This window comes from Geodermatophilus aquaeductus (genome assembly GCF_900182545.1).
GTDB classification, from domain to species: Bacteria; Actinomycetota; Actinomycetes; order Mycobacteriales; family Geodermatophilaceae; genus Geodermatophilus; species Geodermatophilus aquaeductus.
Genome location: NZ_FXTJ01000005.1, coordinates 196367 through 219559 on the forward strand (window position 1 = coordinate 196367; position 23193 = coordinate 219559).

Below are 23193 nucleotides of genomic sequence, written 5' to 3' on the forward strand. Positions count from 1 at the left end.
CCGACCTCACCACGCCCGGCGGTCCGGCGGCAACGTCGCTGGGACGCTGGGGTGATGGACGTCGAGGAGGTCACCGACACCGCGCCGCGCCCCGCCGGCCGGACGCTGTTCAGCCAGGGCTGGCGCGACGTCGCGTTCGTGCACTGGGCGGCCGACCCCGCCGTCGTCGCGCCGCTGCTGCCGCCGGGCACCCGGCCGGACACGACGCCGGACGGGCGCACCTGGGTGGGCCTGGTGCCCTTCCGCATGCGCCGCATCGGCGTCCTCGGCTCCCCCGGCCTGCCCTGGGTCGGCTCCTTCCTCGAGACCAATGTGCGGCTCTACTCCGTGGACGCCTCCGGCCGCCGCGGCGTCGTCTTCCGGTCCCTGGACGCCGACCGGCTGCTGCCGGTGCTGGTCGCCCGGGCCGCGGGGCTGCCCTACCTGTGGTCGCGGATGCGGTTCGACCGCGACGGCGACCGGCTGACCTACACCTCCCGCCGGCGCTGGCCCGGACCGCGGGGCGCCGGCGGCCGCGTGGAGCTGCGGGTGGGCCCGCCGCTGACCGACCCCGGCCCGGTCGAGCGGTTCCTCACCGGCCGCTGGGGACTGCACCAGACCGCCTTCGGCCGGACCCGCTACTGGCCCAACGAGCACCCGGCCTGGCCGCTGCACTCCGCCGAGCTGCTGACCTGGGACGGCGACCTGCTGGCCGCGGCCGGCCTGCCCGGGATCGGCGGGCCGCCCGACAGCGTGCTGTTCTCCCCCGGCGTCGACGTCCGCTTCGGCCCCCGCCTGTAGCCGTACGGACACGTTCCGGTAGCGCTGGGCAAGTGGGCCGGCAGCGGCGAGGATGTCCCCGTGGCAGCACCACGGTCCGCCGCGACCGCCGTCATGGGAACCCCCGACCGCGCCGACGACTGGGTGCACCGCCTCCTGGACCTCGCGCGCGACCGGCTCGGGATGGACGTGGCGTGGCTGTCGGTGTTCACCGAGGACCGCCAGGAGATCGCCTCGGCCACCGGTGATTTGGACGCCATGGGCGTCTCCGAGGGCATGTCGATGCCGCTGGAGGAGTCGTTCTGCGTGCGGGTGCTGTCCGGGCAGCTGCCGCCGGTGGTCACCGCCGCCGACCGCAACCCGCTCACCCGCGACCTCGCCGTCACCGGGCAGCTGGGGATCGGTTCCTACGTGGGGGCGCCGGTCCGCAGTCCCGACCGGCGCCCGGTCGGGATGCTGTGCTGCATCAGCCGGGACGCCGGCGAGCAGCTCGACGGCTCGTCGGCGCGAACGGTGGAGATGCTCGCCGAGCTGATCGGCGACCGGATGGCCGCCGAGGAGTTCGCCGAGGCCGAGCTGGCCGCCCGCCGGACCCGCGTCCGCCAGGTCCTCGACCGGGGCGCCGTCACCGTGCACGTGCAGCCGGTCGTGGACATGCACACCGGCACGGTGGTCGCCCACGAGGCGCTGTCCCGCTTCCCGGGGCACGACGGGGGACCAGCCGGGCTGTTCGCCGACGCCGCCGCCGTGGGCCTGGGGGTGGAGCTGGAGCTGCTGGCCGTGCGGTCGGCGCTCGCGGCCGCCGCCCGGCTGCCCCAGGGGCTGCGCCTGGCGGTCAACCTGTCCCCCTCCGCGCTGCTGTCCTCCGCGGTGGCCGCCGCGCTCCTCGACGGCGCCCGCTCGACGGCGCTCACCGTGGAGATCACCGAGCACTCGCCCATCGAGGACTACGGCCCGGTCCTCACCGCGCTCGAGCCGCTGCGCGCGGCCGGCATCCGCCTGAGCATCGACGACGCCGGCGCCGGCTACGCCAGCCTCCGGCACATCCTGCGGTTGTGCCCGGACACCATCAAGCTCGACATCGCGCTGGTCAGCGGCGTCGACACCGACCCGGCACGGCAGGCGATGACCGCCGCGATGGTGGCCTTCGCCGCCGAGACCGGCGCCCGGCTGGTGGCCGAGGGCATCGAGACCCCGGCCGAGCGCGACGCCCTCGTCGCCCGGGGCGTCCGCTACGGCCAGGGCCACCTGTTCGGCCGCCCGGCGCCAGTGGGGTGATCATTCCGGTTCCCTGTGGCCCCCTGCCGGGCACCGCCCCGAGCCTGCGAGGGGTGGGGAGCAGGGGGTCCTTCGACTAGGCCGGGGCCGGGACCCGCTCGTCCAGCCCGTTGGCCTCGCGGACGACGTCGACGACCTGGCCCATGATGTCGTTGAGCCCGAAGTCCTTGGGCGTGAACACCCGGGCCACGCCCTGCTCGCGCAGCCGGCGGGCGTCACTGTCGGGGATGATCCCGCCGACGACCACGGGGACGTCGTCCAGGCCGGCCTCGCGCAGGCCCTGCAGCACCGCCGGGACCACCTGCAGGTGCGACCCGGACAGCACCGACAGCCCGACCACGTGCACGTCCTCCTCGACGGCGGCCGACACGATCTGCGCGGGCGTGAGCCGGATGCCCTGGTAGACGACCTCGAAGCCGGCGTCGCGGGCCCGGACGGCGATCTGCTCGGCGCCGTTGGAGTGCCCGTCGAGGCCGGGCTTGCCGACCAGGAACCGCAGCCGGCCGCCGAGCTCCTCGCCCGTGGCGCGCACCCGCTCGCGCACCCGCACCAGCGTCTCGTCGGCCTCGCCGCTGCCGGCGGCCGCGGCGACGCCCGTGGGGGCCCGGTACTCGCCGAACACCTCGCGCAGCACGCCGGCCCACTCCCCCGTCGTGACGCCCGCGCGGGCGCACTGCAGGGTGGCCTCCATCAGGTTGACGTCGCTGCCGGCGGCCTCGCGCAGCGCGGCCAGCGCCCGCTCGACCGGCTCCGGGTCGCGGGCGGCCCGCCACTCCTGCACGGCCCGCTGGGCGGCGGCCTCGACGGCGGGGTCGACCACCATGATCGCGGTGTCGAGGTCGGCGGTGAGCGGGTTGGGCTCGGTGGTGTCGAACCGGTTCACGCCGACGACGACGTCGTCACCGCTCTCCATCCGGCGGCGCCGCTCGGCGAGCGAGCCGACGAGCTGGCCCTTCATGTACCCGGACTCGACGGCGGCCACGGCCCCGCCCATCTCCTGCACGCGGGCGATCTCGGCGCGGGCGCCCTCGACGAGCTCGGCGACCTTCTTCTCCACCACGACCGACCCGGTGAACAGGTCGTCGTACTCGAGCAGGTCGGTCTCGTAGGCCAGCACCTGCTGCAGCCGCAGCGACCACTGCTGGTCCCACGGCCGGGGCAGGCCCAGCGCCTCGTTCCAGGCCGGCAGCTGCACCGCGCGGGCGCGGGCGTCCTTGGACAGCGTGACCGCGAGCATCTCCAGCACGATGCGCTGGACGTTGTTCTCCGGCTGCGCCTCGGTCAGGCCGAGGGAGTTGACCTGGACGCCGTAGCGGAACCTCCGGTGCTTGGGGTCCTGCACGCCGTAGCGCTCCTGCGTCAGCTCGTCCCAGAGCTGGGTGAAGGCGCGCATCTTGCACATCTCCTCGACGAAGCGGACGCCCGCGTTGACGAAGAAGGAGATGCGGGCGACGACCTCGCCGAAGCGCTCCTGCGGCACCTGGCCGGAGTCGCGCACCGAGTCCAGGACGGCGATCGCGGTGCTCATCGCGTAGGCGATCTCCTGCACCGGCGTCGCCCCGGCCTCCTGCAGGTGGTAGCTGCAGATGTTGATCGGGTTCCACTTCGGCATCGCCGTGACGGTGTAGGCGACCATGTCGGTGATCAGCCGCATCGAGGGCCCCGGCGGGAAGACGTAGGTCCCCCGCGACAGGTACTCCTTGATGATGTCGTTCTGCGTCGTGCCGGCGAGCGTGGAGACGTCGTGCCCGTGCTCCTCGGCGACCGCCTGGTAGAGCGCGAGCAGCCACATCGCGGTGGCGTTGATCGTCATCGACGTGTTCATCTCGTCGAGCGGGATGCCGTCGAAGAGCGCCCGCATGTCGCCGATGTGCGTGACGGGGACGCCGACCTTGCCCACCTCACCGACGGCGAGCTCGTCGTCGGGGTCGTAGCCGGTCTGCGTCGGCAGGTCGAAGGCCACCGACAGGCCGGTCTGCCCCTTCGCCAGGTTCCGGCGGTAGAGCGCGTTGGACTCGGCCGGCGAGGAGTGCCCCGCGTAGGTGCGCATCACCCAGGGGCGGTCGCGGTCCTTCGGCGATGAAGGGAACGGCATGCCAGCGGAGTGTAGGGGCGCTACTGGCGAGTAGGAGCACCGGTCCGGGAGCCCCGGCGGTGGCACACTCGATCGTGTGCGACCGGGTCGGACGGCCCGTCCGCCGCTCGTCGAGGGAGGCCGGGATGCTGCAGCCGGGCAGTCTGAGCTACATCGTCGGGCCGGTCGTCGCGATCGTCGTCATGGTCCTGCTCGTGCTGTTCATGCGGTGGGCCTTCGGGGGCAATTCGACCGGCGGCATGCGCCGTGGCCGCCCGATGCCGTCCGACGACGGCCTGCTCACCCGCGTGGCCACGCTGTCGCGGCGGGAGTCGGCCCTGGCGCTGCGCGCAGTCCTCTCCGACGCCGGGATCCGCTCGACGATCCGCTTCCCCGAGGCCCACCGCGCCGACGTCCTGGTCTTTCCGGAGGACGCCGCCCGAGCCCGGGAGCTGGCCGCCTCGTTCCCCGCTGCCTAGTCGGGGCGCTCGATCCGCTTGATGTCGGCGCCGAGGCCGCGCAGCAGGTCGACGAAGTCGGGGTAGCCGCGGTCGACGTGGTGCACGTCCTGCACCTCGGTCACGCCGTCGGTGAGCAGCCCGGCGAGCACCAGCCCGGCGCCGGCGCGGATGTCGGTGGCCAGCACCGGGGCCGACGACAGCCGCTCGCGGCCGCGGACGACGGCGTGGTGGCCGTCGATGCGCACGTCGGCACCGAGCCGGACCAGCTCGTTGACGAACATGAACCGGCCCTCGAAGACGTTCTCGGTGATCAGCGCCGTGCCGGTCGACACCGCGGCCAGCGCGACCGCCATCGGCTGCAGGTCGGTGGGGAACCCCGGGAAGGGCAGCGTGACGACGTCGACCCCGCGCGGGCGCTCGTCCATCGCGACCCGGATGCCGTCCTCGACCACCTCGACGGTGGCGCCGGCGCTCACCAGCTTGTCCAGCGGGACGGCGAGGTGCTCGGGCACGGCCCGCTCGACGACGACGTCGCCGCGGGTCATGACCGCCCCGATCGCCCAGGTCCCGGCCACGATCCGGTCGGGCACCGTCGCGCAGGCGACCGGGGCGAGGGAGTCGACGCCCTCGATGCTGAGCGTGGAGGTGCCGGCGCCGTCGATGCGGGCGCCCATCGCGGTGAGCATCGAGCAGATGTCGACGATCTCCGGCTCGCGGGCGGCGTTGTCGATGACCGTCGAGCCCTCGGCGAGGACGGCGGCCATGAGCAGGTTCTCGGTGGCGCCGACCGACGGGAAGTCCAGCCAGATCGACGTCCCCTTGAGCTTCGGGGCACTCGCGACGAGGAAGCCGTGCTCGCTGTGGATCGAGGCGCCGAGCCGCTCGAGGCCGGAGATGTGCATGTCCAGCCCGCGCGAGCCGATGGCGTCGCCGCCGGGCAGGGCGACCCGGGCGCTGCCGCGCCGGGCGACCAGGGGGCCGAGCACGCTGATGGAGGCGCGCATCTTGCGCACGAGGTCGTAGTCGGTCTCGGTGTCGGGGTCCTCCGGCACGTCGACGACGACCCGTCCCCCGCCGCCGGGCCTGCCCGAGCGCTCGTAGGTGACGCCGCAGCCCAGGCGGCGCAGCACCTCGCTCATGATCGCGACGTCGAGGATGTCGGGGACCTCGTCGATCGTCGTCCGCCCGGCGGCCAGCAGCGCGGCGGCCATGAGCTTGAGCGCGCTGTTCTTCGCCCCCGTGACCCGCACCCGTCCGGTCAGGGCCGTGCCGCCGGTCACCTCGAAGCACTGCACCGGGCCACCCTACGGCGGCCACGCGGACGGCTCCCGGCAGCGTCCTAGGCTGCGGTCATGACGGTCCGGCTCACCCGCATCTACACGAAGACCGGTGACGCCGGGCAGACGCACCTCGGCGACATGAGCCGGGTGTCCAAGACCGCCCCGCGGCTGATCGCCTACGCCGACGTCGACGAGGCCAACAGCGTGCTCGGCCTGGCGCTGGCGCTCGGGTCGCCGTCGCCCGGGATGGTCGAGCTCGTCCGCAGCGTGCAGAACGACCTCTTCGACGTCGGCGCCGACCTGTCCACCCCCGTGCTGCCCGACCCCGCGCACCCGCCGCTGCGGGTGACCGCGGCCTACACCGAGCGGCTCGAGGCGGCCTGCGACGAGCACAACGAGGCCCTGCCGAAGCTGACCAGCTTCGTGCTGCCCGGCGGGACGGCGCTGGCCGCGCTGCTGCACCAGGCGCGGGTGGTCGTCCGACGGGCCGAGCGCAGCGTGTGGGCGCTGCTCGAGGCCGACGGCGAGCGCACCAACCCCGAGACCGCGCGCTACCTCAACCGGCTGTCGGACCTGCTGTTCATCCTCGCCCGCGAGGCCAACCCGGACGGCGACGTGCTCTGGGAGCCCGGGGCGCACAGCGGCGTGCACGCCCAGCGGGCCGCGCGCACCTGACCCTCAGTGGACGGGTGGGGCGGACTCCACCCAAGACAGGAAGCCGGTCACCGTCGAGCGGTCCATGGCCAGCTCGGTGGGCCCGCGGTTGGTGTCGCAGCGCAGGACGACGGCGTCGTCGGGCAGCGCGACGTCCTCGCGGCCCGGTCCCCGCCGGCTCGCGACGTGCACCTCGGTACGGCACAGCCGCTGCTGCGGGCGCACCGACAGGGACACCGCGCGGTACCACAGCAGCGCGTCCCCGCCGTACCAGGCGACGCCCACCGACCACCGGGAGCTCCCGGCCGGACGCAGCCACATGGTCACCGCGCCGAGCCCGGACAGGAGGAACCGGCGGCGGATCAGGAAGGCGACCACCAGGACGACGACCAGCACCCCGGCGAGGACGAGGAGGGCGGTGGTCACCGGGTCGTCGGGCGGTCGCGGTCCGGTCGGGTCAGTCGGCCTGTCCGGCGGCGCGCAGCCGGGACTGCGCGCGGCGGGCGGCGGCGAGGGCGTCGGGGTCGTCCCCGGCCTGCTCGGCGCGGCGCAGCGCCTCGCGGGCGCGCTCGACGTCGATCTCGGAGGCGATCTCGGCCGTCTCGGCGAGGATGGACACCCCCTGCGGCGTCACCGACAGGAAGCCCCCGTGGGCGGCGGCGACGACGTCCTCGCCCTCGGTCGTGCGGATGGTGACGACACCGCCGGGCGCGAGCTCGCCGAGCAGCGGCGCGTGGCTGGGCAGGACGCCGATCTCGCCCTCGGTCGTGCGGGCGATGACCATGCTGGCCTCACCGGACCAGATGGTCCGCTCAACGGCCACCAACTCGACCTGCAGGGTCGCCACGACACTCCTCCGGATCCACCGACGAGCGGTGCTGGGACGCCGGCCGGGCGGGCACGGCGACGGTCGTCCCCACTCTAGCCGCGCGTCCGGGCGTGTCCGGCGCGGGTGGCCCGGCGCTCACCCGGCCGGGCGGCGGTCCTCAGGCGGCGCGGCGGTAGAGCAGCGTCCAGCGCCCGACGCGCACCCACGGGTGGCGGACGGTGGACGCCGGCGCCCAGTCCTCGGTGTCGTAGGAGATGTCCTGGACGGAGGACACCACGGCCGACGGCGGCCAGGTCCAGCCGGGGTCGGCGGTACCCGGCGGCAGGCGGGTCACCGTGCCGTCGGTGCTGGTCGCATCCAGCCAGTCCATCGTCGTCTCCTGCGCTGCACGTCCGGTCCCTCCGGGCGCCATCTGCACGATCGGCAGTGAGGCTCCCGCTCTTGAGGGCGCGTCGGGAAGGGAACTGCCCACGCAGAGGGCCAGGTCAACCCCTCCGGGTGTCATCCCCGGCCCCGTCCCGACCCTGCGTCACCGTCCGCGCACGCAGGCGCAGCCCGCAATGCACGACGGTCGGGCACCCCCCGGAGGGGCACCCGGCCGTCCTCGCGGCGCTGACCTCAGCCGATGCGCTCCCAGGAGCCGCACCGCTCGGAGGAGAAGGCGACGTCCCCGGCGCGGATGGTGACCGTGGCGTCCCCGGCACCGATGCCGTTGGCGATGATCTCGTCGAAGTCACCGGACAGCCCCGACCGGCGCTCCCAGTAGCAGTCCTCCGGGTCGGTGGCGCGGTAGGTGCCCGGAGCCACCTCCGTGCCGACGAGGTGCACGCCACTGCCGGCGATCCGACCGTCGGCGGCCTGCTGCTCCAGGACGGTGACGGCGGCCTCGCGGGTGGCCAGGTCGGCCTCCCGCCCGTCCAGGCCGGCCGAGCGCGCGTCGAGTTCGGCCTGCCGCGCCGCGTACTCCGCGGCCGCAGCCGACTCGGCCTCCGCGCGGGCGCCGGCGACGTCGGCCTCCGCCTGCTCGCGGGTGTCGGCGACCTCGGTCTCGAGCGCGTCCACCTGTCCCTGCAGATCGTCGATCTGGCCGCTCAGGGCGTCGACGCGGACCTGGTCGTCGGCCGCGTCGGCTCCGATCCACCCGCCCACGGCCGCACCGACGAGCAGTGCCGCGGCACCGGCGGCGACCGGCGCCACCCATCGGCGCGGCCGCCGCGACGACGGTGGCACCTCCTCCGTCGACAGCAGCCCGGGCACCGCCGGTCCCACCCCGGGCAGGCGCTCGAGCACCGTCGTGCTCCCCGTGGCCCCGGCTCCACCGTCGGACTCCGGCCCGCCGACCGCCGGCGTCGCGTCGTCCTCGCGGACGACCTCCTGCTCGTGCACTGACACGCTCCCCCGCTCCCGGCTCCTGCGACCGGCCGGGGCATCGTGCCAGCCGCGGACGACGATCCCCGGGACGCACGACGGCCGGGCACCCCCGGAGGGGCACCCGGCCGTCGTGGCGGTCCGGTGGGGCTCAGCCGCGCTTGAGCTTCTCCGCGTTGCGCTCGAGGTCCTCGAGGCCACCGCACATGAAGAAGGCCTGCTCCGGCACGTGGTCGTAGCGACCCTCGGTGAGCGCCTTGAACGCCTCGAGGGTCTCCGACAGCGGCACGTAGGAGCCGGGCTGACCGGTGAAGGCCTCGGCCACGAACATGTTCTGCGAGAGGAAGCGCTCGATCCGCCGCGCGCGCTGCACGGTGACCTTGTCCTCCTCGGAGAGCTCGTCGATGCCGAGGATCGCGATGATGTCCTGCAGCTCCTGGTAGCGCTGGAGGATCTGCTTGACCGTCTGCGCGACCTGGTAGTGCTCCTGCCCGACGTACTGCGGGTCGAGGATCCGGCTGGTGGAGTCCAGCGGGTCGACGGCCGGGTAGATGCCCTTCTCCGAGATCGGCCGCGAGAGCACGGTCGTCGCGTCGAGGTGGGCGAAGGTGGTGTGCGGCGCCGGGTCGGTGATGTCGTCGGCGGGCACGTAGATCGCCTGCAGCGAGGTGATCGAGTGACCGCGCGTCGAGGTGATCCGCTCCTGCAGCTCGCCCATCTCGTCGGCGAGGGTCGGCTGGTAACCCACGGCGGAGGGCATGCGGCCCAGCAGCGTGGAGACCTCGGACCCAGCCTGGGTGAACCGGAAGATGTTGTCGATGAAGAGCAGCACGTCCTGGTTCTGCTCGTCGCGGAAGTACTCCGCCATCGTCAGCGCCGAGAGCGCGACCCGCAGCCGGGTGCCCGGCGGCTCGTCCATCTGACCGAAGACCAGCGCGGTCGAGTCGATGACGCCGGACTCGGTCATCTCGGTGATGAGGTCGTTGCCCTCACGGGTGCGCTCGCCGACGCCGGCGAACACCGACACGCCACCGAACTCCTGGGCGACGCGGCGGATCATCTCCTGGATGAGCACCGTCTTGCCCACGCCGGCCCCGCCGAACAGGCCGATCTTCCCGCCGGCCACGTAGGGGGTCAGCAGGTCGATGACCTTGATGCCGGTCTCGAGCAGCTCGGTGCGGCCCTCGAGCTGGTCGAAGCGCGGCGCGTGCCGGTGGATCGACCAGCGCGGCAGGTCGCGGCCGTAGCCAGGGGTGTCGAGGCACTCGCCGAGCGCGTTGAACACGTGGCCGGTGACGCCCGGGCCCACCGGGACGTTGATCGGCGTACCCAGGTCGGTGACCTCGGCGCCGCGGACCAGGCCGTCGGTCGGTGCCATGGAGATGGTGCGGACCACGTTGTCGCCCAGGTGCTGGGCGACCTCGAGGGTCAGCGTCTTGCCCAGGTCGGCGAGGGTCACGTCGACGTGCAGGGCGTTGAACAGGTCGGGCATCGCGTCGCGCGGGAACTCGACGTCGACGACCGGCCCGGTGACCCGGACGACGCGGCCGGTCGTCTGGGTGGTCGGACGGTCCTCGGTGACGGTCATGGGTGCTCCTGGGCTCAGGTGGATCTCAGGTCCAGTGTCCCCGCCGGGCAGGCGGGGTGGAGGGGTCAGTCGTCGGCGCCGGCGGACACCAGCGCGTCGGCGCCGCCGACGATCTCGCTGATCTCCTGGGTGATCTCCGCCTGCCGGGCCTGGTTGGCCTGGCGGGACAGGTTCTTCGCCAGTTCCTCGGCGTTGTCCGACGCCGACTTCATCGCCCGCCGGCGCGAGGCCGACTCGGAGGCCGCGGCCTCGAGCAGCGCCGCGTAGATGCGGGTGGTGACGTACTTCGGCAGCAGTGCGTCGAGCAGGGCCTCGGGCGAGGGCTCGAACTCGTAGGAGGTGGGGACGCCGGAGTCACCGGTGCCCGTCTCCTCGCCCTCCTCGGCGCGGTCCTCGAGCTCGCTGGTGTCCATCGGCGCCAGCCGGCGGGCGGTGGGCACCTGGGCCAGCAGCGACTTGAACTCGGTGTAGACGATGTGCACCTCGTCCACGGCGCCACTGCGGTCGGCGTCCTCACCCGGGGTGAAGACGTCGATCAGCGCCCGGCCGACCTCCTGCGCGTCGGAGTAGGCCGGCTGCTCGGAGAACCCGGTGAAGGTCTGCTCCACGGCGCGGTCGCGGAAGGAGTAGTACGTCTCCCCCTTGCGCCCGACGACGTAGAGCACCGGCTCCTTGCCCTGCTGCCGCAGCGTGCCGAGCAGCTCCTCGGTCCGCCGCAGGACGTTGACGTTGTACGAGCCGGCGAAGCCGCGGTCGGAGGTGACCACGAGCACCGCCGCCCGGCCCGTCTCGGTCCGCTCGTTGAGCAGCGGGTGCTCCAGGGACGCCGACGCCGCGAGCGCGGAGAGCACGCGGGTGATCTCGCGGGCGTAGGGCTTGGAGGCCTCCACCCGCGCCTGGGCACGCACGATGCGGGCGCCGGCGATCAGCTCCTGGGCCGAGAAGATCTTCTTCGTCGACTGCGTGGAGCGGATGCGGCGCCGCAGCGCGCGGAGGGAACCGGCCACGTCAGGCGCTCTTCGCCGTCGAGACGCCCTGGGCGGTGGCGCCCGCCTCGTCGTCGTCGTCGGTCAGCGAGCTGCCGTCCGACGTCGTGAACTGGCGGTAGAAGCCCTCGACGGCGCGCCCGAGGCTGCTGACGGCGTCGTCGCCGAGGGTCCGCGAGGTGCGGATCTCGTCGTAGACGCCGGGCTCGGCCCGCGCGATGTGGTCGAGGAACTCCGACTCGAAGCGCCGCACGTCGCCGACCGGGACGCGGTCGAGCTTGCCGGTGGTGCCCAGCCACAGCGAGACGACCTCGCGCTCGACCGGGTAGGGCTGGTACTGGCCCTGCTTGAGCAGCTCCACCAGCCGCTGGCCGCGGTCGAGGGTCGCGCGGCTGGAGGCGTCGAGGTCCGACGAGAAGGAGGCGAAGGCCTCGAGCTCGCGGTACTGCGCCAGGTCCAGCCGCAGCCGGCCGGCCACCGACTTCATGGCCTTGATCTGTGCGGAGCCGCCGACGCGGGACACCGAGATGCCGACGTTGATGGCGGGGCGGACACCGGAGTTGAACAGACCGGTCTCGAGGAAGATCTGCCCGTCGGTGATCGAGATGACGTTCGTCGGGATGTAGGCCGACACGTCGTTGCCCTTGGTCTCGATGAGCGGGAGACCCGTCATCGAGCCGGCGCCCAGGTCGTCGGAGAGCTTGGCGCAGCGCTCCAGCAGGCGGGAGTGGAGGTAGAACACGTCGCCGGGGTAGGCCTCGCGGCCCGGCGGGCGGCGCAGCAGCAGCGAGACGGCGCGGTAGGCCTCGGCCTGCTTGGACAGGTCGTCGAACACGATGAGGACGTGCTTGCCCTCGTACATCCAGTGCTGGCCGATGGCCGAGCCGGTGTAGGGGGCGATGTACTTGAAGCCGGCCGACTCCGACGCCGGGGCGGCGACGATCGTCGTGTACTCCATCGCGCCGGCCTCCTCGAGGGAGGCGCGGATCGCCGCGATCGTCGAGCCCTTCTGGCCGACGGCGACGTAGATGCAGCGCACCTGCTGGGCCGGGTCACCGGTCTCCCAGGCCTGCTTCTGGTTGATGATCGTGTCGGTGACGATCGCGGTCTTGCCGGTCTGCCGGTCACCGATGACCAGCTGGCGCTGGCCGCGGCCGATCGGCGTCATGGCGTCGATGGCCTTGATGCCGGTCTGCAGCGGCTCGTGCACCGACTGGCGCTGCACCACGGTGGGCGCCTGCAGCTCGAGGGCGCGACGGCCGGTGGTGGCGATCTCGCCGGCACCGTCGATCGGGTTGCCCAGCGGGTCGACGACGCGGCCGAGGTAGCCGTCACCGACCGGCACCGACAGGACCTCGCCGGTGCGGCGGACCTGCTGGCCCTCCTCGATGCCGGCGAAGTCACCGAGGATGACGACACCGACCTCGCGGACGTCGAGGTTCAGGGCCAGGCCGCGGACGCCGCTCTCGAACTCGAGCAGCTCGTTGGTCATGACCGAGGGCAGGCCCTCGACCCGGGCGATGCCGTCGCCGGCCTCGGTGACGATCCCGACCTCTTCCCGGGAGACGTCCGGGGAGTACTCGGTGACGTAGTTCTGGATGGCACTGCGGATCTCGTCTGCGGAGATCGTCAGCTCGGCCATGGCGCGCGTCCTCTTCCCTGCTGGGTCGTGAGTCTGTGGTTCTGGGGTGGTCGCGTCAGCCGGCGAGCCGGCGGCTCGCGACCTCGAGCCGGTTGGCGATGCTGCCGTCGATGACCTCGTCGCCGACGCGCACGACGAGCCCGCCGAGGACCCCGGGGTCGACGGTCACCTGCAGACCGATCGTCCGTCCGTAGATCCGGCCGAGCACGTCGCGCAGCCGCTGCTCCTGCGCCGCGGTCAGCGCGACCGCCGTCGTCACGTGGGCGACCGACCGGCCACGCCGGGCGGAGGCCGCCTCGGACAGCCGCTCGACACGGACCTCCGCGTTACCGACGTGCCGGGCGGTCAGCGAGTTCCGCACCAGCTGCTCGGTGACCGGGCTGACCCGCCCCGACAGCAGCCGGTCGAGCAGCGCCGCCCGGCCCTCGGCCGGGGCCGCGTCGTCGGACAGGATCCGGGACAGCTGCGGGTCGCCGCCGACGATCCGGCCGAAGCGGAACAGCTCGTCCTCGACGCCCTCGAGCTCGCCGCGTGCCTCCGCGGCGTCCAGGGACGTGTCGGTGGCGAGCGTCTCGACCGCCTCGACCAGGTCGAGCGGCCGCGACCAGCGCTGCCGGGCGACGGTCTCGACGAGGTCGACGGCGGCGGCGGAGACGCGGCTGCCGAGGATGCGGCGGGCGAGGCCGGCCCGGTCGGCGGGCTTACCCGCCGGGTCCGACAGCGCCCGGCGCAGCGAGATCTGCCCGTCGAGCAGCCGCGCGACGGCGAACAGCTCGTCGGCCAGCGCCAGCAGCCCCGGACCCGCGGCGCCGCTGGTGGTCTCCGCCAGGCGCTCGCGGCTGGCCACGAGCGCCGCCCGGCTGGAGGCGTCCATCAGCGGTCGCCGCCGGGGACGAACACCGTGCTGCCGGTGCGGCCGTCGGAGGCACCGCCCCCGGACATGCCGTCGAGCTGGTCGAGGAACCGGTCGACGGTGCCGCGACGGCGGGACTCGTCCTCGAGGGACTCCCCCACCACCCGGCCGGCGAGGTCGACGGCGAGTGCGCCGATCTGGCCGCGCAGCTCGTTGATGACCGACTGCCGGTTGGCCGCCAGCTGCTCCTCGCCGCGGGCGACGATGCGAGCCGACTCCTCCTGCGCCTGGGTCCGCAGCTCCTCGAGGATCTGCTGCCCCTCGGCACGGGCCTGGTCCCGGATCTGCGCCGCCTCGGTGCGGGCCTCGGCCAGCTGGGCGCGGTACTGCTCCAGCGCCGCCTTGGCCTCGGCCTGCATGGCCTCCGCCCGCTCGATCCCGCCCTCGATGGCCTCGCGGCGGGCCCGGAAGACCTGCTCGAAGCGCGGCGCGATGAACCGGAAGAAGACCACCATGACGATCGCGAACGCGATGAAGCCGATGATGATCTCACCGAGCGGCGGGAGGAGCGGGTTGGCGCTCTCCGCTGCGAGGATGCTCATGCTCTCAGTGTCCCTGTCTCAGTCGGGAACCCGCGGCCGGAGGCCCGGATCAGGTGCCGAAGACGAAGGGGACGACGAAGCCGATCAGCGCCAGCGCCTCGGAGAGGGCGAACCCGAGGAAGGCGTAGGTCCGGGTCAGGCCGGCCGACTCGGGCTGGCGCGCGGTGGCCTGGATGTAGGCCGCCCACACGATGCCGACGCCGATGCCCGGGCCGATGGCGGCCAGGCCGTAGCCCACGGAGCCGATGCTGCCGGTGAGCTCAGCGAGAAGATCCATGACGGGGTGTTCCTCCTGTGTCGTCGCCCGGTGTCCTCCGGGCGGCTTGCGGGGGTCTTGGGGTGGTGCGATCCGGGTGCTGCGCGGTCAGGCCGTCAGTGCTCGGCCTCGATCGAGCCGTTGAGGTAGGTCCCCATCAGTACGGTGAAGACGTAGGCCTGCAGGAAGATGACCAGCAGCTCGAAGAAGGTCATGACGATGGCCATGAGCGCCGAGATGGGCCCGAAGACGATCGAGAAGTTGTCCCGGCTGAAGAGGTAGACCGCGCCGAGGGAGAAGACCACCAGCAGCATGTGGCCGGCGAACATGTTGGCGAAGAGTCGGACGGCCAGGGTGAACGGCCGGACGATGAAGTTCTGCAGGATCTCGATGGGCGTGACGAGGATGTACATCGGCTTGGGCACGCCGGGCAGGAACAGGATGTCCTTGAAGTAGCGGCCGGCGCCCTGCTCGCGGATGCCGATGTAGATGTAGAGCACCCAGCAGATCGCTGCGAGGACCAGCGGGAACGCGAACTTCGACATGGGCGAGATCTGCGCCAGCGGCAGGATCGACATGAAGTTGTTCGCGAGGATGAAGAAGAACAGCGACGCGAGGAACGGCGCGAAGGGCAGGCCCCTCGGGCCGACGACGTCGCGGGCGATGCCGTCGCGGACGAGGGAGTAGCCGCTCTCGCCGACGAACTGCAGCTTGCCCGGGACGATCTGCGGCTTGCGGACCGTCATGACCATGAAGACCAGCATCGCGAGCGTGGCGAACCACAGGCCCAGCGTGATGCGGGTGATGGCGAAGTCGACGCCCAGCAGGGAGAACTCGGCGATCGGCTCGGGGTAGAACTCGCTCAGGCCGGGGGCCTGGAAGCCGTCTCCGGCGCCACCACCCTCGGCGGCGAGCACGTCCACGAGCGCGAGGGCGCTGGAGGTCACCGTTGTCCCTTCTGCGTCCTGGGCCGGCTCCGTCGTCCGCCCGGGGTCTTGCCGTTGTCCTGTGCCCCCGGTGCTGGGGGCAGACCGCCGTACCGCTTGACGACCAGGTAGATCGCCACCGAGATGCCCAGGAGGATCCCGACCGGCAGGAACACCCGCGTGTCCAGCCACCGGTCCAGCAACCACCCGGCTCCGCCCCACACGGCCATCCCGGAGATCATCGTGCCGATGACCGCGTAGCCGGTCTCGGCACCACTGCCCTGAGGGGCTGCCCGCGCAGGTCGGGGCCGGGGCTCCCCACGGATGGGGTCGTCCTCGGCCATCGCGGCGACACTATCAGCCGCGTGTCGCGGTCCCGCCCGGTGCCGGGGGGACCGTCGCCTGACCGGGTGGTGAGGGCGGGGTCACGTAGTAGATCGGGCGGGTCCACACCCACCGCAGCTGGACGCCGCTCCACAGCAGGGCGCCGACGATCACCGACCAGGCGAGGGTCAGCCGGTCGAGCCAGGCGTCCTCCGGCAGGGCGTTGAGGATGCCGAAGAGCACGACGGCCTTGACGAAGAAGGTGCCCAGAGCCGCAGGCAGGGTGAAGGTGTCGTTGATCCGCCCCGCCCAGGCGATGACCACGCCGGAGACGACGAAGAACGCCGTCACCACCAGAGCGCCGACCAGGACGCCCACGGCGTCGGCCCAGCCGGCCACCAGCCCGGCGACGAGAGCGGCGACGACGGCCACGGTGCCGGTGACCAGCGCGCCGACCCTGAGGAAGGACAGGTCCCAGGGGACCTGCGTCCCCGGCTGCGGGGCGCTCACTGCAGCCCCCGGCCGACGCCGGCCGCGCGCGGGGTGGCCGTTCCGGACGCCGGCGCCGACGGCACGGGGGCGCTCGCCGGCACGGTGGCCGCCGTCGCCCCCGCGGGGCGGCCGGTCGAGCGGTGGGCCCGGGCGGTCGGGTGGGCGGCGCGGCTGCGCCGGCGCTGCGCGGCGATCTCGGCCGCGCGGGCCTCACGGGCGGCACGACGGGCGTGCGGCCCCAGGACGACGACGACACCCACGACGAGCAGCACCCCGATCACGACGAGCAGCTCGACCGTCCCGCCGGTGACCGAGAGGGCCACCGCACCGAAGGACAGGAGAGCCGCCCAGAAGTACATGGTCAGCACCGCCCGGCGGTGCGAGTGCCCGATGGACAGCAGCCGGTGGTGCAGGTGCATCTTGTCCGGTGAGAACGGCGACTGCCCACGGCGGGTCCGCCGGATCACCGCCAGGAGCAGGTCGACGAACGGGATGAAGAGCACCGCGATCGGCACCAGCAGCGGCAGTGCGAGGGGCAGCAGGCTGGCGGCGGAGTCGAAGGACTGGGCGTCGACACGGCCGGTGGCGCTCACCGCGGCGGCCGACAGCATGAGGCCCACGAGCATCGACCCCGAGTCACCCATGAAGATCCGCGCCGGGCTGAAGTTGTGCGGCAGGAAGCCGAGGCAGGCCCCGGCGAGCACGGCGGTGATCAGGGCCGGGGCGCTGGCCACCTCGTCGTAGCCGACGCGACTGAGGTTGTAGCTGTAGGCGAAGAAGGCCAGTGCGGCGATGGCCGAGACGCCCGCGGCCAGGCCGTCGAGGCCGTCGATGAAGTTGAGCGCGTTGACCACCAGCACGGTCAGCAGGATGGTCAGCGGCACGCCGACGTCCGGGCCGAAGGAGATGGTCCCGATGTCGGCGAAGGGCAGGAAGAGGAACGCCAACTGGACGCCGAGCAGCACCATGACGCCGGCCGCGGCGATCTGGCCGGTGAGCTTGGTGAGCGCGTCGAGGCCGAACTTGTCGTCGAGGACGCCGAGCAGGCAGATCAGGCCGCCGGCGACCAGCACCGCGGCGGTCTGCGAGTCGTCGAAGGTGCGCTGCAGCGCCGGCAGGCGGGTGGCCACCATCACGGCCGCCGCCACCCCGAGGTACATCGCCACGCCCCCACCGCGAGGTGTGGGGATGACGTGCACGTCGCGCTCGCGGGGCGCGGCCATCATGCGCAGCCGCACCGCCGCGATCCGCACGACCGGGGTGGCCAGGAAGGTGACCAGGGCCGCGGTGAGCAGGACGACGGCGTACTCGCGCACGGCTCAGCCCTGGTGGGGACCGCGCCGGGTGCCGGCCGGGCGCGCGGCAGGCGTGCTCATCGCGGTGCTCCCGGGAGGCGAGACGACAGGGCGGACGGGGCTGGCGGTACCCCCCACGGTATCCCGCAGTCCCCCGGGGCAGCGGGACCTGGACGGCTCCCCTAGTCGGTCGTCTCGGGGACGACCTCGCGCAGCCGCTCCACGGGGACGGCGCCCACGCGCAGCACCCGGGGCACCGGGCCGGTGCAGTCGACGATCGTGCTGGCCGCCGATCCGGCCCGCGCGCCGCCGTCGAGGACCACCGCGGCGTGCTCGCCGAGCTGCGCGCTCGCCTCCTCCGCGCTGGTGGCGGCGGGCCGCCCGGAGCGGTTTGCGCTGCTGACCGCCAGCGGGCCGGTGCGGCGCAGCAGGGCCCGGGCGACGTCGTCGTCGGGGAGGCGGACGGCGACGGTCCCCTCGGCGTCGCCGAGGTCCCAGGCCAGCGACGGCGCGTGCTCGATGACGAGGGTGAGGCCGCCGGGCCAGAAGGCCTCGGCCAGCCGCTGCGCCACCCGCGGCACGCTCATCGTCAGGCCGGCCAGCGTGGAGGCCTCGCCGACGAGCACGGGCACCGGCATCGCGCGGCCGCGGTTCTTCGCCGCCAGCAGCCCGGCGACGGCCGCGGGCGAGAAGGCGTCGGCGGCCACGCCGTAGACGGTGTCGGTGGGGAGGAGCACGAGCTCGCCGCGGGAGATCGCCGCGGCGGCGGCGGCGAGACCCGCCGCCAGCTGCTCGGGGTCGGTGCAGTCGTAGAGGTCGGCCACGGCCGGTCAGTCTCGCGCGCTCCGGCGGGCGGTCGTGAAGCGGGGGCGCCCGACGAGGTCCGGGTGGTCGGCGACGTCGGTGAAGTCCCCGGTGCCGCGCACCAGTGCGGGCAGCGCGCTGCCCTGCTGGTCGGCGTGCTCGATGCCGAGCGCACCGCCGGGGCGCAGCAGCCGGGCCGCCGTCGTCAGCAGCCCGCGGACGACGTCGAGGCCGTCGGGACCGCCCCAGAGCGCGAGCGGCGGGTCGTGGTCGGCGACCTCGCGCGGCACCCGGGCGCCGTCGGGGACGTAGGGCGGGTTGGAGACGACGAGGTCGACGGTGCCGTCGAGGTCGCGCAGCAGCGCGGGGTCGGTCATGTCGCCGGTCAGCACCGTCACCGCGCGGTCGCCGGCGGCCGCGCGGAGGGCGGCGTTGTGCCGCGTCCACTCGACGGCCTGCGGGTCGCGCTCGACGGCGGTGACCCGGGCGCCGGGGTGCTCGTGCGCCAGGGACAACGCGATCGCGCCCGACCCGGCACCCAGGTCGACGACGACCGGCTCGTCGACGCCGGTCAGCTGCGCCAGCGCCCACTCGACGAGCTGCTCGGTCTCCGGCCGGGGCACGAACACGCCCGGGCCGACCGCCAGCTCGAGGTGGCGGAACGGCGCCCGGCCGGTGAGGTGCTGCAGCGGGACCCGCTCGGCGCGCTGGTCGAGCAGCGCGGCGAAGCGGTCCGCGGCCGCGTCGTCGACGTCGTCGCGGGTGAGCAGGGCCGTGCGCGCGACGCCGAGCACGTGGGCGAGCAGCAGCTCGGCGTCGACCCGCGGTGACTCGACGCCGGCCTCGGCGAGCCGGCGGGCCGCGCCGGCGAGCAGCGTGCGGGTGTTCAGGAGCCGGCCGCCAGCAGCTCGGCGGTGTGCGCGCGGGTGAGCGCGTCGAGGACCGGGTCGAGCTCGCCGTCGAGGACGGCGTCGAGGTTGTGCGCCTTGAAGCCGACCCGGTGGTCGGAGATGCGGCTCTCCGGGAAGTTGTAGGTGCGCACCCGCTCGCTGCGGTCGACGGTGCGGACCTGGCTGCGCCGCTGGTCGCTGGCGGTGGCCGCGGCCTCCTCGCGGGCGGCGGCCAGCAGCCGGGAGCGCAGCACGCGCAGCGCCGACTCGCGGTTCTGCAGCTGGCTCTTCTCGTTCTGCGAGCTGACCACGATGCCGGTGGGCAGGTGGGTGATGCGGACGGCGGAGTCGGTGGTGTTCACGCTCTGCCCGCCGGGGCCGCTGGAGCGGAAGACGTCGATGCGCAGGTCGTTCGGGTCGACGGTGACGTCGACGTCCTCGGCCTCGGGCAGCACCAGGACGCCGACGGCGGAGGTGTGGATGCGGCCCTGCGACTCGGTGACCGGCACGCGCTGGACGCGGTGCACGCCGCCCTCGAACTTCAGCCGCGACCAGATGCCCTCGTCGGTGCGCGACTTCACCGCGATCGACACGTCCTTGTAGCCGCCGAGCTCCGCGGGGACGGCGTCGAGCACCTCGGTGGCCCAGCCGCGGCGCTCGGCGTAGCGCAGGTACATGCGCAGCAGGTCGCCGGCGAACAGCGCCGACTCCGCGCCGCCCTCCCCCGCCTTGATCTCGAGGATGACGTCCTTGTCGTCGTCGGGGTCCTTGGGCAGCAGCTGCTCGTGCAGGCGGTCGCTGAGCTCGTCGATCCGCGTCTCGAGCCCGCGCGCCTCCTCGGCGAAGGACGCGTCCTCGGCGGCGAGCTCGCGGGCGGCGGCGAGGTCGTCCCGGGCGGCGTCGAGGGCGCGGGCGGTCTCGACCACCGGCGCGAGTTGGGCGTAGCGGCGGCCGAGCCGGCGGGCGCGGGCGGTGTCGGTGTGCACCGCGGGGTCGGCCAGCTCGGTCTCGAGCGCGGCGTGCTCCTCGAGCAGCCCGCTCAGCCGGTCGGGAGCGGCGTCGCTGCTCGTCATCGCTGCCTCCTGGCGTGCGCGGCAGAAATGGCCATTTCCGCCGGGGTGGGTCCGGACACGACGACGGCGCCCGTCCCACGCGAGGTGGGACGGGCGCCGTCGGGGGTGCTACTTGCCGGCGGTCGCGCCGCGCTTGCCGAACCGCTTCTCGAAGCGGGCCACGCGGCCACCGGTGTCGAGGATCCGCTGCTTGCCCGTGTAGAACGGGTGGCAGGCGGAGCAGGTCTCCACGGTCAGCGTGCCGCCGGGGGCGGTGCTGCGGGTGGTGAAGGTGTTCCCACACCCACAGGTGACCGTGGTGGTGTGGTACTCGGGGTGGATACCGGGCTTCATGATGCGGGGCCTCTTCCGGGGACGTCTCGGTGCTGTCTGGCTGAACGCCGGCGGCCGGCCGGTCATTCCGGCCGCCAGCGCGGGGCTCGGCCGACCAGTATCCCTGGTGGCCGGGCCCCGCCGCCGGACGGGTGGCTCGGGGGTGCTCAGTCCCTCTCGGGGCCGAGCGTCGTCTTCTGGATCTGCATGAGGAACTCGATGTTGTTGCGCGTCTTGCGCAGCTTGTCGAGCAGCAGTTCCAGGGCCTGCTGCGGCTCGAGCGCGGAGAGCACCCGGCGCAGCTTGATGACGATGGCCAGCTCGTCGGGCGCGAGGAGGATCTCCTCCTTGCGGGTGCCCGACGCGTTGACGTCGACGGCCGGGAAGACCCGCTTGTCCGCCAGCCGGCGGTCGAGCTTGATCTCCGCGTTCCCCGTGCCCTTGAACTCCTCGAAGATGACCGTGTCCATCGTCGAGCCGGTCTCGACCAGCGCCGAGGCCAGGATGGTCAGCGAGCCGCCGTTCTCGATGTTGCGGGCGGCGCCGAGGAAGCGCTTGGGCGGGTAGAGCGCCGTGGAGTCCACGCCACCGGACAGGATGCGCCCGCTGGCCGGGGCGGCCAGGTTGTAGGCGCGGCCCAGGCGGGTGATCGAGTCCAGGAGGACGACGACGTCGTGGCCCATCTCGACCAGGCGCTTGGCGCGCTCGATCGACAGCTCCGCGACCGTGGTGTGGTCCGACGGCGGCCGGTCGAAGGTCGAGGCGATGACCTCGCCCTTCACCGAGCGCTGCATGTCGGTGACCTCCTCGGGCCGCTCGTCGACGAGGACGACCATGAGGTGGCACTCGGGGTTGTTCGTGGTGATCGCGTTGGCGATCGCCTGCAGCACCATCGTCTTGCCGGCCTTGGGCGGCGACACGATGAGGGCGCGCTGCCCCTTGCCGATCGGCATGACCAGGTCGATGACCCGGGTGGTCAGCTGGTGGGCATCAGTCTCCAGCCGCAGGCGCTCCTGCGGGTAGAGCGGCGTCAGCTTGGTGAACTCCGGGCGGTTGCGCGCCTGCTCGGGGTCCAGGCCGTTGACCGAGTCGAGCCGGACCAGGGCGTTGTACTTGTCCTTGCGCTCGCCCTCGCGCGGCTGGCGGACCGCGCCGGTGATGGCGTCACCGCGGCGCAGGCCGTGCCGGCGCACCTGCGACAGCGAGACGTAGACGTCGTTGGGGCCGGTCAGGTAGCCCGAGGTCCGGACGAACGCGTAGTTGTCCAGGACGTCGAGGATGCCGGCGACCGGCAGCAGGACGTCGTCCTCGCTGACCGTGGGCTCGGTGGGCTGGTCGAAGCGCTCGCGCCCGTTGCGGCGGTTGCGGTCGCGGTACCGGCGCCCGCGGCGGCCGCGGCCGCCCTCGAAGTCGTCGTCGTCCTCGTCGTTGCGGGCGTCGCCGCGGGTGTCGGGACGCGAGTCCGGACGGGTGTCGGTCCGGCTGTCCTGGCGGGTGTCGGGCCGCTCGTTGCGGTCCGGCCGGCCGCTGCGCTCGCCGCGGTCCCCGCGGTCGGGGCCACGGCCGTCGCGCTGGCCGTCCCGCTGGTTGCGGTCGCCGTCGCGGGGTGCGCGGTCGCCGTCGCGGGGGGTGCGCTCGGCGCCGTCCCGGTTGCCGTCGCGGCCGTTGTCGCGGCCGTCCCGGTTGCGGTTGCGGTCCCGGTTGCGGGCCGGGCGGTCACCCTCGGCGCGGTCGCCGTCGGTGCGCTCACCGCTGGGGCGGTCGTCCTCGGTCCGCTCCGCGGGCGGGGCGGTCGGCGCCTCGGTGGCGGGCGCCTCGGCGACCGGTGCCTGGGCGGCGGCGGACTCCTCGGCGGCGGCCGGGGCCTCGGCCTGCGTGCCGACCGGGGCGCCGGCCGGGCGGCTGGCGGCCCGGCGGCGGCGCGGAGCGCTCTCGGCGGGCGCCTTGGCCTCGGTGCCGGCGTCGGGGGTGGCGGTCAGCGGACCGCCGTTGGCACCCCCGCTGACGGGGGCCTCGAGCGGCGCGGCGGTCGCGGCGACGCCGCGCGCCTCGGGAGCCGCGGCGGGCGTCTCGACGGCGGCCGGCGCCTCGGTGGCGGGCGCCGGGTCGGCCGGGGCGCTGGGCGCCGGGACACCGTTGCCCGGGGCGCCGCTGCCGACCTGACGGGCGGAGATGGCGGCGACGAGGTCGCCCTTGCGCATGCGGCCGGTGCCGGGGATGCCCAGCTCGGCCGCCAGCCGCTGCAGCTCGGGGAGCAGCATGCCGGCCAGCCCGCTGCCACGGCGGCGGGACCGGCCCGCGGCGCCGGAGGCAGCAGGAGCCTCGCCCGCGGTGCCCTCGGGGGCGCCGGCGGTCGCGAGGTCGGTGGTTTCGCTCACGTACAGGTCCTTCCCTGCGGTGGCCTGCGCCTACCAGCGCAGGAGGTGACCCGGCGCCTCGCCCGTCCG

The 23193-nt window shown here is 73.8% G+C and carries 25 protein-coding genes; 4 read left to right on the forward strand and 21 right to left on the reverse strand.

Annotation, left to right across the window (positions count from 1 at the left end):
• Positions 1–54 precede the first annotated feature (54 nt).
• Together FN207_RS14360 and FN207_RS14365 are read left to right on the forward strand one after the other, a co-directional pair.
• Positions 55–780, forward strand: a complete 726-nt coding sequence (locus FN207_RS14360) for a YqjF family protein (RefSeq protein WP_142459171.1) — start codon at positions 55–57, stop codon at positions 778–780.
• Positions 781–840: 60 nt separating this feature from the next.
• Entirely contained in the window at positions 841–2037 is a 1197-nt protein-coding gene (locus tag FN207_RS14365) for a sensor domain-containing phosphodiesterase (protein ID WP_142459172.1), read from the forward strand.
• A 76-nt stretch (positions 2038–2113) separates the two neighbouring features.
• On the opposite strand, the gene FN207_RS14370 is transcribed toward FN207_RS14365, so the two are convergent.
• A complete protein-coding gene (locus FN207_RS14370) occupies positions 2114–4132 on the reverse strand; it encodes a protein meaA (protein WP_142459173.1) in 2019 nt (672 codons plus the stop codon).
• Positions 4133–4257: 125 nt separating this feature from the next.
• Here FN207_RS14370 and FN207_RS14375 point away from each other — a divergent pair, with 125 nt between their 5' ends.
• Positions 4258–4590 carry a hypothetical protein gene (locus FN207_RS14375; RefSeq protein WP_142459174.1) on the forward strand — a complete coding sequence of 111 codons (333 nt, stop codon included), beginning with the start codon at positions 4258–4260 and terminating at the stop codon, positions 4588–4590.
• Here FN207_RS14375 and murA read toward each other — a convergent pair.
• Positions 4587–5867, reverse strand: coding sequence for a UDP-N-acetylglucosamine 1-carboxyvinyltransferase (gene murA, locus FN207_RS14380; RefSeq protein ID WP_142459175.1), 1281 nt, complete (start codon positions 5865–5867; stop codon positions 4587–4589). The two genes, FN207_RS14375 and murA, sit on opposite strands and share 4 nt — an antisense overlap.
• 57 nt (positions 5868–5924) lie before the next feature.
• On the opposite strand from murA, the gene FN207_RS14385 reads away from it, so the two are divergent.
• Complete coding sequence (locus FN207_RS14385) at positions 5925–6527, forward strand: cob(I)yrinic acid a,c-diamide adenosyltransferase (RefSeq protein ID WP_142459176.1); 603 nt, start codon at positions 5925–5927, stop codon at positions 6525–6527.
• A gap of 3 nt (positions 6528–6530) precedes the next feature.
• Here the strand turns inward: FN207_RS14385 and FN207_RS14390 are convergent, their stop codons facing one another.
• The 19 genes from FN207_RS14390 to rho all read right to left on the reverse strand — a co-directional run bounded on the left by FN207_RS14390 (position 6531) and on the right by rho (position 23124).
• Positions 6531–6932, reverse strand: coding sequence for a DUF2550 domain-containing protein (locus FN207_RS14390; protein WP_142459177.1), 402 nt, complete (start codon positions 6930–6932; stop codon positions 6531–6533).
• Between the two features lie 31 nt (positions 6933–6963).
• Positions 6964–7353 (reverse strand): F0F1 ATP synthase subunit epsilon, encoded by a 390-nt coding sequence (locus FN207_RS14395; RefSeq protein ID WP_142459178.1) that lies wholly within the window; start codon positions 7351–7353, stop codon positions 6964–6966.
• Between the two features lie 139 nt (positions 7354–7492).
• Positions 7493–7705 (reverse strand): hypothetical protein, encoded by a 213-nt coding sequence (locus tag FN207_RS14400; RefSeq protein ID WP_110905430.1) that lies wholly within the window; start codon positions 7703–7705, stop codon positions 7493–7495.
• Positions 7706–7953: 248 nt separating this feature from the next.
• Positions 7954–8721 (reverse strand): Rv1352/Rv1906c domain-containing protein, encoded by a 768-nt coding sequence (locus FN207_RS14405; protein ID WP_221888203.1) that lies wholly within the window; start codon positions 8719–8721, stop codon positions 7954–7956.
• 133 nt (positions 8722–8854) lie between these two features.
• Positions 8855–10291 (reverse strand): F0F1 ATP synthase subunit beta, encoded by a 1437-nt coding sequence (atpD, locus tag FN207_RS14410; RefSeq protein WP_110905431.1) that lies wholly within the window; start codon positions 10289–10291, stop codon positions 8855–8857.
• Between the two features lie 65 nt (positions 10292–10356).
• Complete coding sequence (locus FN207_RS14415) at positions 10357–11298, reverse strand: F0F1 ATP synthase subunit gamma (protein ID WP_142459180.1); 942 nt, start codon at positions 11296–11298, stop codon at positions 10357–10359.
• 1 nt (position 11299) lies between these two features.
• The gene (gene atpA, locus FN207_RS14420; protein ID WP_142459181.1) at positions 11300–12919 is read right to left on the reverse strand and encodes a F0F1 ATP synthase subunit alpha; all 1620 of its coding nucleotides are present in this window, start codon (positions 12917–12919) and stop codon (positions 11300–11302) included.
• 55 nt (positions 12920–12974) lie between these two features.
• Positions 12975–13793, reverse strand: coding sequence for a F0F1 ATP synthase subunit delta (locus tag FN207_RS14425; protein ID WP_142459182.1), 819 nt, complete (start codon positions 13791–13793; stop codon positions 12975–12977).
• Complete coding sequence (locus FN207_RS14430; protein ID WP_142459183.1) at positions 13793–14374, reverse strand: F0F1 ATP synthase subunit B; 582 nt, start codon at positions 14372–14374, stop codon at positions 13793–13795. The genes FN207_RS14425 and FN207_RS14430 overlap by 1 nt, the downstream gene beginning before the upstream one ends.
• Positions 14375–14423: 49 nt before the next feature.
• Positions 14424–14651: an ATP synthase F0 subunit C gene (gene atpE / locus FN207_RS14435; protein WP_029432783.1), complete on the reverse strand. Its 228-nt coding sequence runs from the start codon at positions 14649–14651 to the stop codon at positions 14424–14426.
• Positions 14652–14746: 95 nt separating this feature from the next.
• Positions 14747–15577, reverse strand: a complete 831-nt coding sequence (gene atpB / locus FN207_RS14440; RefSeq protein WP_142459184.1) for a F0F1 ATP synthase subunit A — start codon at positions 15575–15577, stop codon at positions 14747–14749.
• Complete coding sequence (locus FN207_RS14445; protein ID WP_142459185.1) at positions 15574–15900, reverse strand: AtpZ/AtpI family protein; 327 nt, start codon at positions 15898–15900, stop codon at positions 15574–15576. The genes atpB and FN207_RS14445 overlap by 4 nt, the downstream gene beginning before the upstream one ends.
• Positions 15901–15913: 13 nt before the next feature.
• Entirely contained in the window at positions 15914–16390 is a 477-nt protein-coding gene (locus FN207_RS14450; protein WP_142459186.1) for a Cg1360 family ATP-synthase-associated protein, read from the reverse strand.
• A complete protein-coding gene (locus tag FN207_RS14455; protein ID WP_142459187.1) occupies positions 16387–17688 on the reverse strand; it encodes a glycosyltransferase family 4 protein in 1302 nt (433 codons plus the stop codon). Before FN207_RS14455 ends, FN207_RS14450 begins: the two co-directional genes overlap by 4 nt.
• A 161-nt stretch (positions 17689–17849) precedes the next feature.
• Complete coding sequence (locus FN207_RS14460) at positions 17850–18491, reverse strand: L-threonylcarbamoyladenylate synthase (RefSeq protein ID WP_142459188.1); 642 nt, start codon at positions 18489–18491, stop codon at positions 17850–17852.
• A gap of 6 nt (positions 18492–18497) precedes the next feature.
• Positions 18498–19361 (reverse strand): peptide chain release factor N(5)-glutamine methyltransferase, encoded by an 864-nt coding sequence (gene prmC / locus FN207_RS14465; protein ID WP_142459357.1) that lies wholly within the window; start codon positions 19359–19361, stop codon positions 18498–18500.
• On the reverse strand, positions 19358–20434 hold the full coding sequence (gene prfA / locus FN207_RS14470; protein WP_142459189.1) for a peptide chain release factor 1: 1077 nt from the start codon (positions 20432–20434) through the stop codon (positions 19358–19360). The genes prmC and prfA overlap by 4 nt, the downstream gene beginning before the upstream one ends.
• 108 nt (positions 20435–20542) lie before the next feature.
• Entirely contained in the window at positions 20543–20767 is a 225-nt protein-coding gene (rpmE, locus tag FN207_RS14475; protein ID WP_142459190.1) for a 50S ribosomal protein L31, read from the reverse strand.
• A 146-nt stretch (positions 20768–20913) separates the two neighbouring features.
• Positions 20914–23124, reverse strand: coding sequence for a transcription termination factor Rho (rho, locus tag FN207_RS14480; protein ID WP_142459191.1), 2211 nt, complete (start codon positions 23122–23124; stop codon positions 20914–20916).
• Positions 23125–23193: the final 69 nt, after the last annotated feature.

What these genes read in the sequence shown, in the direction of transcription:
- FN207_RS14445 (WP_142459185.1), bottom strand. Translation starts at nt 15,900, where the DNA reads ATGGCCGAGGACGACCCCATCCGTGGGGAGCCCCGGCCCCGACCTGCG.
- atpD (WP_110905431.1), bottom strand. Translation starts at nt 10,291, where the DNA reads ATGACCGTCACCGAGGACCGTCCGACCACCCAGACGACCGGCCGCGTC.
- FN207_RS14400 (WP_110905430.1), bottom strand. Translation starts at nt 7,705, where the DNA reads ATGGACTGGCTGGATGCGACCAGCACCGACGGCACGGTGACCCGCCTG.
- FN207_RS14385 (WP_142459176.1), top strand. Translation starts at nt 5,925, where the DNA reads ATGACGGTCCGGCTCACCCGCATCTACACGAAGACCGGTGACGCCGGG.
- FN207_RS14425 (WP_142459182.1), bottom strand. Translation starts at nt 13,793, where the DNA reads ATGGACGCCTCCAGCCGGGCGGCGCTCGTGGCCAGCCGCGAGCGCCTG.
- atpA (WP_142459181.1), bottom strand. Translation starts at nt 12,919, where the DNA reads ATGGCCGAGCTGACGATCTCCGCAGACGAGATCCGCAGTGCCATCCAG.
- rpmE (WP_142459190.1), bottom strand. Translation starts at nt 20,767, where the DNA reads ATGAAGCCCGGTATCCACCCCGAGTACCACACCACCACGGTCACCTGT.
- FN207_RS14375 (WP_142459174.1), top strand. Translation starts at nt 4,258, where the DNA reads ATGCTGCAGCCGGGCAGTCTGAGCTACATCGTCGGGCCGGTCGTCGCG.
- FN207_RS14360 (WP_142459171.1), top strand. Translation starts at nt 55, where the DNA reads ATGGACGTCGAGGAGGTCACCGACACCGCGCCGCGCCCCGCCGGCCGG.
- prfA (WP_142459189.1), bottom strand. Translation starts at nt 20,434, where the DNA reads ATGACGAGCAGCGACGCCGCTCCCGACCGGCTGAGCGGGCTGCTCGAG.
- FN207_RS14430 (WP_142459183.1), bottom strand. Translation starts at nt 14,374, where the DNA reads ATGAGCATCCTCGCAGCGGAGAGCGCCAACCCGCTCCTCCCGCCGCTC.
- atpE (WP_029432783.1), bottom strand. Translation starts at nt 14,651, where the DNA reads ATGGATCTTCTCGCTGAGCTCACCGGCAGCATCGGCTCCGTGGGCTAC.
- FN207_RS14370 (WP_142459173.1), bottom strand. Translation starts at nt 4,132, where the DNA reads ATGCCGTTCCCTTCATCGCCGAAGGACCGCGACCGCCCCTGGGTGATG.